The organism is Klebsiella sp. GW_Kp181 (assembly GCF_040062315.1).
Lineage (GTDB): Bacteria > Pseudomonadota > Gammaproteobacteria > Enterobacterales > Enterobacteriaceae > Klebsiella > Klebsiella oxytoca.
Genome location: NZ_JBEAFR010000002.1, coordinates 51206 through 65072, shown reverse-complemented (window position 1 = coordinate 65072; position 13867 = coordinate 51206). Strand labels below are relative to the sequence as shown.

Sequence of the window (13867 nt, the reverse complement as noted above, 5' to 3'; positions counted from 1 at the left end):
TGCCGCCGCCCGCGCCTTTATCCGGGACCGTCGCTGGCGGCGGCCAGCAGCGGCACAATCACATCGCTTAACGGCGTGGCAATGTGGTAAATACGGCCGTAACGCTGCACGACCCCGTTACGAATATCCCACTCCAGCGGTAGACCAGCCTCACGGTCGGTGAGTATAGAAGTACTTAAGTCCGGAGGCGCGCGATGAAATCCCGCGACGATCTCCTGCGCCACGCTCTCGTCCAGCCTGGCGCCTGCGGCGCGAGCAACCTTCAGCCCCTCCTGCAGATAAGCAAAAGCCAGCGCGGTGATATCTTCGCGCGCAAACATGCCTGCCCGCCGTCCCGCCAGTACCATCAGGCCCGCAACCGCGTTTTGCAGCAGTTTACGCCACGCCACGGAGAGAAAATCGTCGCTAATATCCACTGCGCAGCGCGTGTCCCGTAGCGCATACTGGACCCGTTCAGCCCCCTGCGCATCGGGCAGCGTCAGGCGCGGTTTCGCCCGCAGCCAGACCGATGCTTCCGGTTCGCGCTGCGCGGGGAACCAGACGACCGACGGCAGTACCGTCGCTTCCGCGACATGAGGCGCGAAAAGCGCTCGTTGTTCAACGCCATTTTGCAGCACGCAAACCACCGTTTGCGCATGGCATAGCGCTTTAAGCCACGGCGCAATAGCGGCAATTTGCGTTGCTTTTACCGCCACAAAAAGCAGATCGAACGGCGCAACGACCGAAGACGGTTCAGTGACGACTGGCCCCGGAACCACAATCGTTCCGCCATCGAAACGTAGCGATAGCTGCGGGTGAGCGCGCCGGCCGCATACCAGAGGCGTTCGACCCACCTCGTGCAGCGCGGCGGCGATGGTGGTGCCAATTGCGCCGGGACCAATCAACGCAACGGTGGGTTCTTCAACATTCATCTATGCCTCCAGGCCGCCTCCGGCCCCTGAGATTTCATGGCTACATAACATAAACGCGACTTCGTTCGCATTACCATTTTATTCATATGGGTAATCTGAATGTGTGTGTCGTCGTACACACTTTCTCCATTAACAAGGAAGGTACATGTTTCCAGAATACAGAGAGCTGATTTCTCGATTGAAAACCACGCACCCGCGCTTTCAGTCGCTATTCGAAAAACATAACGCACTCGATCACGACATTTCCCGGATAGAAGGAGTCGATGGCAAAGGATACAGTCTCGAGCTCGTACAGATGAAGAAAGAAAAACTTATGTTGAAGGATGAAATGCTCAAAATCCTCCAGCATGAAAGCCTGATGTAGACGATAAGGCCGCCGCCATGGCGGCCTTCTTATACCGCCTGACTACGAGCGAATAAACGCCAGCAGATCGGCGTTAATCACATCGGCGTGGGAGGTATGCATGCCGTGCGGAAAGCCGGGATAAATTTTCAGCTGGCTGTTCGGCAGCAGCTTATCCTGCAGTATCGCCGCGTTTTGATAAGGCACCACCTGATCGTCATCGCCCTGCATCACCAGCACCGGCAGCGTAATGGCTTTTAAATCTTCGGTCTGGTCGGTTTCAGAGAAGGCTTTAATCCCCTCATAATGCGCTTTTGCGCTACCGGTCATGCCCTGCCGCCACCAGTTCTGAATAGTGCCCTGGGACACCTCCGCGCCCTCGCGGTTAAAGCCATAAAATGGGCCGGACGCCACGTCGAGATAAAACTGCGAGCGATTGGCAGCCAGCGCCTGGCGAAAACCATCGAAGACTTCAATTGGCGTACCGCCAGGATTGCTCTCCGTTTTGACCATCAAGGGCGGAACCGAACTGATCAGCACCGCTTTGGCAACGCGCCCCTGCGGTTGTCCATACTTCGCCACGTAGCGCGCGACCTGCCCGCCGCCGGTAGAGTGCCCGACATGAACGGCGTTATGCAGATCCAGATGCTCCGCCACCGCGGAGGCATCGGCGGCATAATGATCCATATCGTGACCGTCACTCACCTGATCTGAACGACCGTGACCGCGTCGGTCAATCGCAATCACCCGGAAGCCTTCTGCCAGGAAGAAAAGCATCTGGTTATCCCAATCATCGGCGCTTAATGGCCAGCCGTGATGAAATACGATGGGCTGCGCCTCTTTCGGGCCCCAGTCCTTAAAGTAAATGTTGACGCCGTCTTTGGTGGTCACAAATGCCATGTTACAAACTCCTCTGAAGAGAAAACAAGGCTGCGGGCCTGACGCCTGCAGTTGGTCGGGTGTAAAGGTCGGATGCTCAGCCTTAACGAGCGTGTCTCGTCAGGTTTGAAAGTGATGCGCAGAAAAAGTGTAGATGATTTTTGCGATGCCGGAGATGCGAAAAGAATTCAACAAATGGGCTGTAGAAAGCCCATTAAATAAAGTCGTCAGGGTCATTTAACGCTGGATAAACTTAGTAACGCCTGATGGTCACCGTTGCCGCGCCGGGCTGGTCGAGCGAGGCCAGTCCCTCTTCCACCCGCCCGAGCTTTATCAGACCGGGCGAGTGGCGAAAGTCTTCGCGAAAAATAGCCAGGTTGCCCCACGGCGCGTAATAGGCCATATCGCCGCGTCGCGGAGTCATTGATTCGCCAGCATCCACATCGCGCAGCTTCTCCGGCAGCCAGGCGATCTTTTCCGTAGAACCATAATCCTCAAGCTTCACCGTCATTGGCAGCTGCGCCACAAACGCACTAGCCGCAGCGCTCTCGTCCAGCAAGCCGACGACCGTGACGCCCTTAAATACAAACTCAATCTTCACCGCGTTCTCCCTGGCGGCGGCGGATGCCGCGCCCGTCATCATGATCAAAATGGATAGCACCGCACCGAGCGTTTTCAGCATCCGCTCACCCTTCCAGACCGCGAGCGCGCAGGACTTCCCCCACCACCGCTACTGCCGAAAAGGCGTTTGGCCAGCCGGCATAGAACGCGGCATGAGCAACAATCTCCCCCGCCTCATGCGCGGTTAGGCCGTTATCCATCGCCCGGTTAAGGTGGTAGCCAATTTGCGCGCTTTGCCCGGCGGCGATAAGCGCGCTGACCGTCACCAGACTACGATCGCGCGGTTTCAGCCCCGGCCGCTGCCACAGGTCGAGAAACAGCGGTTGAGCGGTAAACTTCACCAGCCCGGGCGAAATTGCGCCGAAGTTGTGCTCCACCATTGTCGAGCGCTGATTTTCCGCTGCCTGATTAAGCGCCAGCAGCTCGGGGGATGCCGAAGCCAGCTGCTCGCGGCGGATACCGCGGGCGGCAAAGATATCTTTCGTGACCGCAACGGCGGCCATCGCGTTAGGCCAGCCGGAATAAAAAGCCAGATGCGTGATGATCTCGGAAATTTCGACCGGCGTGACGGCGTTATCCAGGGCAACATCAACATACTGTTTTAGCTCGGCGGGCTGGTTACGCGCGATCAGAATCGCCACCGTCACGATGCTGCGATCGCGACGCGAGAGTTCACTTCGCTGCCAGAGATCGTCTATCAGCACCTCGCTGCCGAAGCGGACAAGCGCGGGCGCGACGGACTGGACATCCTCAGCGGACAGTACGGTTGGGCTAAGTGGAACCATTTTTTCACCTCTCTTTTCTTCTGCCTGGACAGGCGCGCCCAGCATCAACGACATTGCCGCAGCGGCAATAAAAGCTTTCATCCTGTACTCCTTCCCGGCACGTTAATTCTTCAGCCTTTCCACCAGTTGACGCTGGTACTCAGGCAGTTGACTGCGGCTGGCGCTCTGAAAAACCAGCGGAGGAAGCCAGGTCATTCCCGCATGCAGAGCGCTGGCCTTCATCGGCGTGAAGACGTCGGCGAGGCTGACGCCAGTTCGCCCGGATTCGCCGTATGTCGATTCTCCTCCCGCGGCGGTCGTAACAATCAGCATCTCTTTACCCTGCCATACGCCCGGCCCCACGCTGCCCCAGGTATCGTTCAGCCAGGCCTTCATCATTGGCGTGATGTTGAACCAGTGGGTCGGGAAGATAAACACGACGCGCGAGTGTTCCCGCATCAATCGACGCTCGGCATCGGCATTGATATTGCGGCTGTCATAGCCGTAAAGCGTCTCAAGATTGCGTACGGTCACGCCGGGCACGCTTTGCGCTGCGGCTTCAAGACCTTTCGTCAACACCGATTGCTCAGGGTAAGGATGAGAGACGATAACCAGCGTTTTAACCTCGGCGGCATGGCTGACGCGGTTATGACTAAACAGAACGATGGCGATGGCCACAAACCACAGCAGACCGGCGAAATTGCGGGGCGAATATGTCATTGAGCTCTCCTTCTCTTTTGCCACAGGTTAAGCCGCGCAAAAAGAAGGAGCCAGCCCTCGCTATCGAATGGGGCTGTGAGCCATTTTCATCAATCAGGCTACAAACCGAGCGGCTGCAGTTCACGGACCAGCGCGATCAGCAGGCGCAATCCGGTAGGGATCTGGTGTCGGCTGGAGTAATAGATATAGAATCCCGGCCCGTAAGAGGCCCAGTCGGTGAGCACCAGACGCAGGCGCCCCTCGCTGACGTGCTGCTTAATCAGCGGCTCCGGCAGGTACATCAGGCCGAATCCTTGAAGGATGGCCACCACGCCCGTCTCCGCCAGATCGACGGTTAACAGCGGCGGCACTTTGATCGTCAGCTGCTCTTCACCGCGCTCAAACTCCCATTTATAAATCCGATTGTTTCCCAGACGGTTGCTGACGCAGCGGTGGTGCTGAAGATCGTTGGGGTGCAGGGGCTCGCCGAAGCGGGCAAGATAATCGGGCGACGCGGCGACGACCCAGCGCACATCGGCGGAGAGGCGCTGCGCCACCATATCTTCCGGTACGGTTCCGCCATAGCGGATACCGGCGTCAAAACGCGCTTCAGTGACATCAACAATGCGGTTACTGGCCACGATATCCAGCTCAATATCGGGATAGCGTTCGGCAAAAACGGGCAGAATCGGCGCCAGCAGCAGCGTGGCTGCCTCGACGGCGACGTTGAGCCGAATATGTCCCGCAGGCGAGTCGCGAAACTGGTTGAGCTGTTCAATCGCGCCATCGATGGCGGCCACCGGCTCGCTCACCGCGCTGGCCAGACTCTCGCCTGCCGCCGTCAGGGTTACGCTTTTGGTCGTACGGTTCAGCAGACGCACGCCCAGCCGCGCCTCAAACCCCTTCAGGGCATGGCTCAGCGTCGAGGCGCTTACGCCGAGCTCGACGGCGGCCTTACTAAAACTGCGATGACGAGCGATGGCGCAAAAATAGACCAGGTCGGCCATATCGGAACGGTTTACATTCATACGTTCTCGCTAACCAGATAGAAAATAAGCTGAAAAAACAACGTTACCTTGATTTGATGGCGTAAAGCAATCTGGCGTAACGCCAGCCCTGGCCGGAAAAGCGGCCTCCATTGATTCTGGGCGTCAATCATTATGCCATTGACATTGACCTATCAAACTAGTTTACTAGTACAAGATAAATTTCAGGATAGCGAATAATGCAACGCGTAATCATCATGAATCTGCACGGCTGGTGGCGTACTTCCCGATAACGGGCAGTATCGTCACGTCTGCAGTTTGCACACCGATACCCGGCCCGCTAAAACGCGGGCTTTTTTTCGCCCGGATTTTACGCATGGGACGCATCTGCCGGAGTGCAAGCAGCCGGGAGCCGCTGCGCAGACCCGATTTCACTTCATGTGCAGCGTCCTTTCCGGGGGCAGACCCCGAATCATCAGACACTGCACATACAACAAGGAGCAATAATGAGTCCCTTACTTAACCCCTACTTTGGCGAATTCGGCGGTACGTACGTTCCGCAGATCCTCATCCCCGCGCTACGCCAGCTGGAGGAGGCGTTTGTTAGCGCACGTGAAGATGCGCGCTTTCAGGCGGAATTAACCCATCTATTGAAAAACTACGCCGGTCGCCCGACGGCGCTAACGCGCTGCCGTAACCTGACGCAGGGTACGCGCACTACCCTGTATCTCAAACGTGAAGATCTGCTGCACGGCGGCGCGCATAAGACTAATCAGGTGCTCGGCCAGGCGCTGCTGGCAAAACGGATGGGCAAAACCGAAATTATTGCCGAAACCGGCGCCGGTCAGCACGGCGTGGCCTCGGCGCTGGCCAGCGCGCTGCTGGGCCTGAAATGCCGCATCTACATGGGGGCGAAAGATATTGAACGTCAGTCGCCAAACGTCTTTCGTATGCGCCTCATGGGGGCCGAAGTGATCCCGGTGCACAGCGGCTCAGCCACCCTGAAAGATGCTTCGAATGAAGCGCTGCGCGACTGGTCCGGGAGCTATGAGACCGCCCACTTTATGCTGGGCACCGCCGCTGGCCCGCATCCTTTCCCGACAATCGTACGCGAATTTCAGCGCATCATCGGCGAAGAGACCAAAGCGCAGATCCTCGAAAAAGAGGGGCGCCTGCCGGATGCGGTTATCGCCTGCGTTGGCGGAGGTTCCAACGCCATCGGCATGTTCGCTGACTTTATCGATACGCCCCAGGTCGGACTGATTGGCGTTGAGCCCGCTGGCCTGGGTATCGAGACCGGGGAACACGGCGCGCCGTTGAAACACGGGCGGACCGGCATCTATTTCGGCATGAAAACGCCGCTGATGCAAACCGATGACGGCCAGATCAAAGAGTCCTGCTCTATTTCCGCCGGCCTCGATTTCCCGGCCGTCGGGCCGCAGCATGCCTATCTGAACAGTATTGGCCGCGCGGAATACGTTTCGGTCACCGACGATGAAGCGCTGGCGGCATTTAAAACCCTGAGCCGTTCTGAAGGCATTATTCCGGCACTTGAGTCATCCCACGCCCTCGCGCATGCCTTAAGAATGATGCGCGACAATCCGCAACAAGAGCAGCTGCTGGTGGTGAACCTTTCCGGCCGCGGCGATAAGGACATCTTTACCGTGCACGACATTCTGCAAGCGCGAGGAGAAATGTGATGAAACGCTATAACGATATGTTTTCGCGACTGCAAACTCGGGGAGAAGGCGCGTTCATTCCCTTCGTGATGCTCGGCGACCCGCAGCCGGATCTGTCGCTGCAAATTATCGATGCACTGATCGAGGGCGGAGCCGATGCGCTGGAACTGGGGATTCCCTTCTCCGATCCGCTGGCCGACGGCCCGACAATACAAAATGCCGCCCTGCGCGCGTTTGCAGCCAACGTCACCCCTGCGCGCTGCTTTGACATGCTGGCCGCCATTCGCGCCAGGTATCCGGCGCTGCCCATCGGTCTGCTGATGTACGCAAACCTGGTGTATAACCGGGGAATCGAGACGTTTTATGCCACCTGCGCCCGCGCGGGCGTCGATTCTGTACTGGTAGCAGACGTCCCGTTCGAAGAGTCGGCGCCGTTCCGCGAGGCCGCGATGCGCCATGATATTGCGCCCGTGTTTATCTGCCCACCCAATGCGGACGATGAGCTGCTGCGACACATTGCCGCTCACGGCCGCGGTTACACCTACCTGCTGTCGCGCGCGGGCGTAACCGGCGCGGAAAAACGCGCCGCGCTGCCGCTGGAACATCTGGTCTCTAAGCTTGGTGACTATCAGGCGCCACCGCCGATTCAGGGGTTTGGTATTTCAACCCCGGAACAGGTGGCGGATGCCATGAAAGCGGGAGCCGCCGGGGCTATTTCCGGCTCAGCAATAGTGAAAATCATCGAACAACACCAGGACGATCGGGAGGCGATGCTCTGTCAGTTGAAGGCTTTCGCCCGCAACCTGAAAACAGCCACCGTCAGGCCAACATAGCGTGGGGTTAATGCGGCAAAATGCCGGTGGTGATGAATATCCATCACCGGCAATATCGTCTGGCCGCTAAGGGATATGCAGGGTAACGTAAAAAGGGAGCTTGCTGCTCTGGCCTGAGTGCTGCAAAATTTAGCCCGTTTCCCCAGACACCATCATTCGGCCACCTGACAATCCTGTTTTTATCCGACCGAGGCGCATTTATGTTACCTGAGTGTGATAAAGCCATCATCCTGCTGCATGAAATCTATGGCATTAATGCGCATATTCAGCGAACCGCCGCGACCTGGCGCAGCCGCGGCTTCGATGTCTACACGCCAGCGCTTTTTCCCCACTCTGCGCCGTTCGCCTATGAGCAGCAGGAGCAAGCCTGGCGTCACTTTAACGATAACGTCGGATTCGACACCACCGCCATTGAGTCGCTGCTGGCCGAGCTGAAAACAAAATATGGCATGCTAATCCTCATCGGCTATAGCGTGGGCGCCACCTTAGCCTGGCTGGCCGCCAGAAGCGGTTTCTGCAACGCCGCGATTTGCCACTACGGCTCGCGGATCCGCCACTACAGCGACGTTGCGCCGCCCTGCCCGACGCTGGTGATTCTCGCCAGCGAGGAACCGGCGTTCGATCCCCGGGTAATGCAAGATCAGCTGGAGAACGTCCCCTCCGTGACCTGCCGGATGTTCAATGCGCAGCACGGCTTTTGCGACGCTGACAGTCCGGCGTGGGATCCGCGCCTTACGCAGCAGGCAGACGAAGATACGCTGCAGTTTTTAACGCTTATTCAGCAAAGACAGGAGGCCTGATGCAACAGGTATTTCAATGGATTAACGAACCCGCAACATGGTCGGAAGAGGACGGCTCACTTAGCGTCGTAACCGATGAGGAAACCGACTTCTGGCGCGAAACCTGGTATGGGTTTGAGCGCTTCTCCGGGCATATCTATGCCACGGAAGCCGCGGGGGATTTCACCTTTCAGGTGCGGGTGCGCGCAGATTTCAGCACCCTGTATGACCAGGCGGGGATTATGTTAATGCAGGACGCCCGGCACTGGCTTAAGGCCGGTATCGAGTACAACGACGGCGCGCCCGCCATCGGTAGCGTACTGACGCTGGGAACTTCAGACTGGGCCACCGGCATTTTTCCAGGCAACCCCGCCGAGTTCTGGCTGCGCCTGACCCGTCGGGGCGAAGCGCTGCGCCTGCAGTACTCAACGGATGGCCACCAGTGGCCGCTACTGCGGCTGTGCCCTTTTCCGACCGGCGCCGCGAAAGTGGGCATCATGTGCTGTACGCCGCAGCGCAGCGGCCTGCGGGTTAATTTCGACGAAATATCGCTGCTGCCGCCCAACGATAAAGATTTGCACGATTTAAGCTGAGGGGAGCCCCCAGGGCGGACGCTTTCGCTGAATAATCGCGACGAAGGTATGATTTCTGGCTGCCGGGACTGCATGACTTCTCACCTTGCTGCTAGATTGGCAACAACTTGCAGGCGAAAAGGAGGAGGCGTCATGTTTTCCTATATTATGCTCGGCACTAACGATCTGCCGCGCGCCATTCGTTTTTACGATCCTTTGATGGAGATGCTGGGGCAGCCGCAAAGCGGCCGAAGCGATCAAGGCGCATCGTGGGGGACATTCAGCGGAAACAGCACCATCGGGCTGTGCGTTGGCCAACCGTTTAATCAGCAGCAGGCAACAACCGGCAACGGCGTTATGGTGGCTCTGAACGCACGTTCGGTTGAGCATATTCAGCAGCTGCATCAGCTGGCGCTCAGTCTGGGAGGAAGCGATGAAGGCGCTCCGGGACATCGCCCGCAGTACGGTGAAGGCTTCCACAGCGCCTACGTCAGAGATCCGGACGGCAATAAGCTGGCGTTTGTTTATTACGCAAACGCCGACTGAGGCCGCTGGCCGGCAAATTCAGGCAGGGTTGTCCATTGCGAAACCCTGTCCGTCTCTGAGCGGCGCGCCGGATGCGGTTAGCCTGATGAGACGACCGCAGCCCACTACGATGCAGAATGCGGCTTTGTCCGCATCAGCCCTCGGTAAACATTCCCGACGTAAAGGTCGCCCTCATGGCTTCGATCTCTTCCTGGCGGGCCGCGTTTAAGGCAGACAGCATATTGCAGGTAAAATCCAGAAAACCAACGCCGTTGGCGGTGACCAGGTTGCCGTCGCGCACCGATGGCACGTTTTTGTACCGTGAGGCGCCGCGATAGGCTGACCCCGCCCTGCTCTGCAGGTATGCCAGGCCGTTGGAGGTATGGTCAACATCATTAAGAAAACCGTGTGCGCCGAGGAATGCCGAAGCATCGCATATTGCGCCGACGACGATCTGCCGCGCCTGCGCTTGCTGAACCAGAGGCACAACCCGCTGAGCCTCCTCTCCCCACCAGTTCATTCCCCCCACCAGCACCAGAGCAGCGTAGTCATCAGGTATCGTCTGGAAGGTATAATCCGGCAGACAGCGCACCCCGCCAATTGACCTCACGGGCCCCTCATCCGCAGCTACGGTCCTGACTTCGTAGCGCGGCTCCCATACGCCAAACCCCCGGCGCAGGCCGGGTGCCAGCAGCGAAAACTCCCAGTCGGCATACTCCTGGATGAGGACAAACAGCACTTCTTTACGCGTATCCATAGACAGGGTTTTCTCCTTTTTTAAACAGCATTTGCCATCGCAATATCCGGCGAGTCGATCGACACTGGTCGCCGCGCCGTCGCCAGAAACTGTATAAATGCACAGTAAGAAAGGCAAGGTTATTTTTCCACCGTGGACAACCGGGCTCCATTTTTGCGAGTCAGCTCCCCGGATAGCAATCTATCCGGGGAAACGGGCTATCATCTCCTGAGATCTGAGCCGGTATTTAATGAAATTCGCCTGCGCGCCAGAAGAAGTTCCTTCACGATATAAAGCCTGTGTCCTTCTGGCCGTATCCTCGGCGAACGTAGCTCTTTCAGCGTAATTCCGGCGATATCGCCCGCCGCCAGACATTTGCGGATCGCGCTGCCGCTAAGGCCGAGCTGTCTACGTAGCACCGCCAGTAAGCTGACCTGAAAAGCGCGCTCGACGTAGACGTTGACGCTGACCTGAGCAGCACGGACAAGGCTGATTCGCCAGCCTTCCCGTACGACGAATTCAGGCGAACCCGCTAACAACGCGCTATTGCGCCGCAGAACCTGCAAATCGTGAGAGTAGTCCTCTGCAGCAGATTTATCATTTGCCATGAGTCGCTCATAGAGGTGTGGATCTATTTTACTGACGGGTAAACGAGAGAACAGGCTGATGTTCCAGGTGTATGCGCAGCGGACGCACTTATAGATACTCCAGACATCGAGCTGTTTTTTTTGCGAATTGATCCGGAAGGCTCCGGATGGCGTGAATTTCTGCTGCCCATGGCAGGCGGGACAGCGTTTGCTTAGCAGCTGGTAGCCCGCAGGGCTGACGTTCCATGTGACTTTCATGGTGAACCTTTTTTTAACCCATACAAAAGCGGATCCGTCGATAACGGACCGTGATATTTGCAATGTGAAAAATATTTAGAGAATACTTTTCAGTGGGTTAAAAAAAGATTTCCAACGCGACTACCCTGTCTGACCGCTAATGAAGAGGCCAAGAATACCAAAGCGGCTGGCGGGTCAAATATGCATTAAATCAATAAATTCATAGAAATCATTCACAAACAACGTTATTTACCTTCTGTTCACAAAACGAGAAGCGGCTCACTGATCAAACAAACCTAAACGTTTATGTTTACTATCATAAACGTTTAGGTACAGACAATAACCGTTTATATCGCAGGTAATTTCTTAAAAGCAGAGAGCGAAAAATGCGTAAAGCAACGATGCGGGATGTGAGCGAAGCGACGGGATTTTCCATGTTTACCGTTTCGCGCGCGCTAAACGGTGGCGATGGCGTCGCTGACGACAGCCGGGAGCTGATTTTAAAAGTGGCGCGAGAGCTCGGCTACGTACCCAACCGCGCGGCCCAGGCGCTACGCCGTTCGAGCAGAGACTCGGTGGCGGTGATCACCGCCCATGCGTCGAACTCTTACTATCTCAACCTGATGTCCGGTATTCAGCAGATGCTGCAGCCTTCGCAGTGGACCGTGGTGCTTGGCGATATTGCGGTCAACGGCATCTACGACCGCGCGCAGGAAGATCGGATGATTAACCGCCTGATCGAGTCACGGATGGCCGGGATCATTTCGACCGTGACGCTGCAGCCGGAAAGCCTGACTCTGCTGGCGAAATGGGACATCCCGGTCGTCTTCGTTGATTCTCCGCCCCGCGGCGAGCACAACTTTCCCAGCGTCACGACCGACAATTACCATGCCAGCCTGCTGGTGGGAAACCATCTGGCGCAGCACGGCTATAAAAACTGGCTGCTCCTTATCTACCCGGACCGCTGGACCACGCGTTTTGAACGCGAGCGCGGGATACGCGAGGCCGCCGAGCGGTGCGGCGCTACGCTTGAAGTTGTCGAAACGGAAAACGACGCGCAGTCGGCTGCTGACAAACTGAGCCAGTACCTCGACCACCAGAAAGCGCTGCCGGATGCCCTTATTGCCGGTAACAACCCTATTCTGCTGGGTTCGCTCAAACAGCTCCAGCAGCGCCAGATAGCCATTCCAGAGGATATGGCCCTGATTGCCTACGACGAATTCGACTGGGCGCCGCTATTAAATCCGCCGCTGACGGTGCTCAATGAAAATAGCGAAGAGATTGGCAGACAGTCGGCTGAAATGCTTATCCAGTTAATTAACCCGGAAGGGAAAGGAGAAATCAACACCCAACGTAAAGTTCCCGCCGAGCTGGTTATTCGCCAGTCCTGCGGCTGTAAAAAAACGCATAACAATTAAAAGACATTATAGAGATTGCTGACAACGTTTCGCCCGAACGGACTTGCCCGACGCCGCTTCGCGCGCGCGGGCCTGAGAAACGGCTGTCGCGGTTTTGCCAGGCCCGCTAAGGCGCCGCAGGATAACAGCGGCAAAGCGTTCGCAACGCGTTTGCCAGCCCTCTCTAATCATTTTGATGATTTAAATAACGGCTGAATAATCGGCCGCCAGTAAAAAAACAACATCAGGGGATTATTTCTGAGGCTTCCCCACACCTGGCCGTACGTCATACCACACGATAATGAAAGGAACAGAATATGACCAAACTTCGTAAAGCATTTCTGGCTGTCGCGGTTACTGCGGTAATCACCACCATGACAGGATTTATCCCCGCCGCCAGCGCCGCGCCGCAGGAGGGCAAAAAAATATCCCACATCGGCTTAATGGTGCAGGACATGTCCAACCCCTTCTTCTCGGCAATGGAAAGGAACGCAAAGCAGGCCGCGGCAAAAATCGGCGCAACCCTTAACGTACAAGATGCGCAGGTCGATCTGGCAAACCAGAACACGCAGATTGACGCCTTTATTCAGCAGAAAGTGGATCTGATCATTATTTCCGCCGTCGATGAGTCCGGCATCGAGCCGGCCATTCAGCGGGCAAAAGCCGCCGGAATTATCGTTATCGCGGTCGATACGCCCGCCAGGGGCGCTGACGCGGCGATCATGACCAATGCCATCCAGGCCGGCGAAACCTCCTGCGAATATCTGTTCAGCCAGATGGGCGGCAAAGGCAAAGTGCTGCTGGTGGACGGCACGCCGATTCAAACCATTATTGACCGCATCAAAGGCTGTAAAAACGTCGCGCAAAAATATCCGGATATCAAAATCGTCGGGCAGCAGGCATCGCGCAACGACCGCGCTTCAGGACTGATGGTCACCACCGATATGCTCACCGCCAATCCGGATGTCTCCGGTATTTTCGGTATGAACGATCCTTCGGCGCTCGGCGCGGTGCTGGCCGTTGAGCAGGCCGGCAAAGCCGGTGCGATTAAAGTCACCGGCGTAGACGGCAGCCCGGAAGCGGTTGAAGAACTCAAGCGCAGCGGCTCACCGTTTATCGGCACCGCCACGCAAAACCCGGGCGAAATGGTGCGCCAGGCCATCTCGCTTGCTCAGGATATGGTTGACGGCAAGCCTATTGCGTCCCCGACCGTATTGATCCCCAGCGTGCTGGTCACGCGCGACAACGTAGATAGCTATCCGGGCTGGTAATCACATCATCACTCAAGAGGCAAAAACGGGATGACGATTGGGTTCATC

Annotated in this window: 16 protein-coding genes and 1 other annotated feature; of the genes, 8 read left to right on the top strand and 8 right to left on the bottom strand. The window is 57.0% G+C overall.

What is annotated here, in order from left to right:
* Positions 1-17: 17 nt before the first annotated feature.
* The gene (locus ABLV11_RS01940; RefSeq protein ID WP_004113159.1) at positions 18-911 is read right to left on the bottom strand and encodes an oxidoreductase; all 894 of its coding nucleotides are present in this window, start codon (positions 909-911) and stop codon (positions 18-20) included.
* A 145-nt stretch (positions 912-1056) separates the two neighbouring features.
* Between ABLV11_RS01940 and ABLV11_RS01935 the strand changes: the two genes are divergently transcribed.
* Entirely contained in the window at positions 1057-1275 is a 219-nt protein-coding gene (locus ABLV11_RS01935; RefSeq protein ID WP_004102179.1) for a YdcH family protein, read from the top strand.
* A 42-nt stretch (positions 1276-1317) separates the two neighbouring features.
* Here the strand turns inward: ABLV11_RS01935 and ABLV11_RS01930 are convergent, their stop codons facing one another.
* From ABLV11_RS01930 to ABLV11_RS01910, 5 genes are all read right to left on the bottom strand, one after another.
* The gene (locus ABLV11_RS01930) at positions 1318-2154 is read right to left on the bottom strand and encodes an alpha/beta hydrolase (protein ID WP_004102181.1); all 837 of its coding nucleotides are present in this window, start codon (positions 2152-2154) and stop codon (positions 1318-1320) included.
* Positions 2155-2386: 232 nt separating this feature from the next.
* Positions 2387-2815: a cyclophilin-like fold protein gene (locus tag ABLV11_RS01925; RefSeq protein WP_017145844.1), complete on the bottom strand. Its 429-nt coding sequence runs from the start codon at positions 2813-2815 to the stop codon at positions 2387-2389.
* Between the two features lie 4 nt (positions 2816-2819).
* A complete protein-coding gene (locus ABLV11_RS01920; RefSeq protein ID WP_265811609.1) occupies positions 2820-3620 on the bottom strand; it encodes a carboxymuconolactone decarboxylase family protein in 801 nt (266 codons plus the stop codon).
* Positions 3621-3641: 21 nt separating this feature from the next.
* On the bottom strand, positions 3642-4238 hold the full coding sequence (locus ABLV11_RS01915) for an NAD(P)H-dependent oxidoreductase (protein WP_201505970.1): 597 nt from the start codon (positions 4236-4238) through the stop codon (positions 3642-3644).
* A 98-nt stretch (positions 4239-4336) separates the two neighbouring features.
* On the bottom strand, positions 4337-5245 hold the full coding sequence (locus ABLV11_RS01910) for a LysR family transcriptional regulator (protein WP_023329733.1): 909 nt from the start codon (positions 5243-5245) through the stop codon (positions 4337-4339).
* 224 nt (positions 5246-5469) lie between these two features.
* Positions 5470-5564, top strand: a sequence feature (Trp leader region).
* A gap of 145 nt (positions 5565-5709) precedes the next feature.
* Here ABLV11_RS01910 and trpB point away from each other — a divergent pair.
* From trpB to ABLV11_RS01885, 5 genes are all read left to right on the top strand, one after another.
* On the top strand, positions 5710-6903 hold the full coding sequence (gene trpB, locus ABLV11_RS01905) for a tryptophan synthase subunit beta (protein WP_004113168.1): 1194 nt from the start codon (positions 5710-5712) through the stop codon (positions 6901-6903).
* Positions 6903-7715 (top strand): tryptophan synthase subunit alpha, encoded by an 813-nt coding sequence (gene trpA, locus ABLV11_RS01900; protein ID WP_004102196.1) that lies wholly within the window; start codon positions 6903-6905, stop codon positions 7713-7715. The genes trpB and trpA overlap by 1 nt, the downstream gene beginning before the upstream one ends.
* Before the next feature lie 200 nt (positions 7716-7915).
* Complete coding sequence (locus ABLV11_RS01895) at positions 7916-8515, top strand: dienelactone hydrolase family protein (RefSeq protein WP_017145840.1); 600 nt, start codon at positions 7916-7918, stop codon at positions 8513-8515.
* Complete coding sequence (locus ABLV11_RS01890) at positions 8515-9087, top strand: DUF1349 domain-containing protein (protein ID WP_064372133.1); 573 nt, start codon at positions 8515-8517, stop codon at positions 9085-9087. Before ABLV11_RS01895 ends, ABLV11_RS01890 begins: the two co-directional genes overlap by 1 nt.
* 132 nt (positions 9088-9219) lie before the next feature.
* Positions 9220-9612, top strand: a complete 393-nt coding sequence (locus ABLV11_RS01885; protein WP_004102202.1) for a VOC family protein — start codon at positions 9220-9222, stop codon at positions 9610-9612.
* Between the two features lie 133 nt (positions 9613-9745).
* Here the strand turns inward: ABLV11_RS01885 and ABLV11_RS01880 are convergent, their stop codons facing one another.
* Together ABLV11_RS01880 and ABLV11_RS01875 are read right to left on the bottom strand one after the other, a co-directional pair.
* The gene (locus ABLV11_RS01880; protein WP_004102204.1) at positions 9746-10348 is read right to left on the bottom strand and encodes a DJ-1/PfpI family protein; all 603 of its coding nucleotides are present in this window, start codon (positions 10346-10348) and stop codon (positions 9746-9748) included.
* Positions 10349-10548: 200 nt separating this feature from the next.
* The gene (locus ABLV11_RS01875) at positions 10549-11172 is read right to left on the bottom strand and encodes a DUF1062 domain-containing protein (RefSeq protein ID WP_004102205.1); all 624 of its coding nucleotides are present in this window, start codon (positions 11170-11172) and stop codon (positions 10549-10551) included.
* A 365-nt stretch (positions 11173-11537) separates the two neighbouring features.
* Between ABLV11_RS01875 and ABLV11_RS01870 the strand changes: the two genes are divergently transcribed.
* Positions 11538-12569: a LacI family DNA-binding transcriptional regulator gene (locus tag ABLV11_RS01870; RefSeq protein WP_024274202.1), complete on the top strand. Its 1032-nt coding sequence runs from the start codon at positions 11538-11540 to the stop codon at positions 12567-12569.
* Between the two features lie 296 nt (positions 12570-12865).
* The gene (locus ABLV11_RS01865; protein ID WP_004102208.1) at positions 12866-13819 is read left to right on the top strand and encodes an ABC transporter substrate-binding protein; all 954 of its coding nucleotides are present in this window, start codon (positions 12866-12868) and stop codon (positions 13817-13819) included.
* The last annotated feature ends 48 nt before the right edge of the window (positions 13820-13867 follow it).

Excerpts from the sequence above, each read along its gene's own strand:
- ABLV11_RS01940 (WP_004113159.1), bottom strand. The coding sequence starts at position 911 with ATGAATGTTGAAGAACCCACCGTTGCGTTGATTGGTCCCGGCGCAATT.
- ABLV11_RS01935 (WP_004102179.1), top strand. The coding sequence starts at position 1,057 with ATGTTTCCAGAATACAGAGAGCTGATTTCTCGATTGAAAACCACGCAC.
- ABLV11_RS01930 (WP_004102181.1), bottom strand. The coding sequence starts at position 2,154 with ATGGCATTTGTGACCACCAAAGACGGCGTCAACATTTACTTTAAGGAC.
- ABLV11_RS01925 (WP_017145844.1), bottom strand. The coding sequence starts at position 2,815 with ATGCTGAAAACGCTCGGTGCGGTGCTATCCATTTTGATCATGATGACG.
- ABLV11_RS01920 (WP_265811609.1), bottom strand. The coding sequence starts at position 3,620 with ATGAAAGCTTTTATTGCCGCTGCGGCAATGTCGTTGATGCTGGGCGCG.
- ABLV11_RS01915 (WP_201505970.1), bottom strand. The coding sequence starts at position 4,238 with ATGACATATTCGCCCCGCAATTTCGCCGGTCTGCTGTGGTTTGTGGCC.
- ABLV11_RS01910 (WP_023329733.1), bottom strand. The coding sequence starts at position 5,245 with ATGAATGTAAACCGTTCCGATATGGCCGACCTGGTCTATTTTTGCGCC.
- trpB (WP_004113168.1), top strand. The coding sequence starts at position 5,710 with ATGAGTCCCTTACTTAACCCCTACTTTGGCGAATTCGGCGGTACGTAC.
- trpA (WP_004102196.1), top strand. The coding sequence starts at position 6,903 with ATGAAACGCTATAACGATATGTTTTCGCGACTGCAAACTCGGGGAGAA.
- ABLV11_RS01895 (WP_017145840.1), top strand. The coding sequence starts at position 7,916 with ATGTTACCTGAGTGTGATAAAGCCATCATCCTGCTGCATGAAATCTAT.
- ABLV11_RS01890 (WP_064372133.1), top strand. The coding sequence starts at position 8,515 with ATGCAACAGGTATTTCAATGGATTAACGAACCCGCAACATGGTCGGAA.
- ABLV11_RS01885 (WP_004102202.1), top strand. The coding sequence starts at position 9,220 with ATGTTTTCCTATATTATGCTCGGCACTAACGATCTGCCGCGCGCCATT.
- ABLV11_RS01880 (WP_004102204.1), bottom strand. The coding sequence starts at position 10,348 with ATGGATACGCGTAAAGAAGTGCTGTTTGTCCTCATCCAGGAGTATGCC.
- ABLV11_RS01875 (WP_004102205.1), bottom strand. The coding sequence starts at position 11,172 with ATGAAAGTCACATGGAACGTCAGCCCTGCGGGCTACCAGCTGCTAAGC.
- ABLV11_RS01870 (WP_024274202.1), top strand. The coding sequence starts at position 11,538 with ATGCGTAAAGCAACGATGCGGGATGTGAGCGAAGCGACGGGATTTTCC.
- ABLV11_RS01865 (WP_004102208.1), top strand. The coding sequence starts at position 12,866 with ATGACCAAACTTCGTAAAGCATTTCTGGCTGTCGCGGTTACTGCGGTA.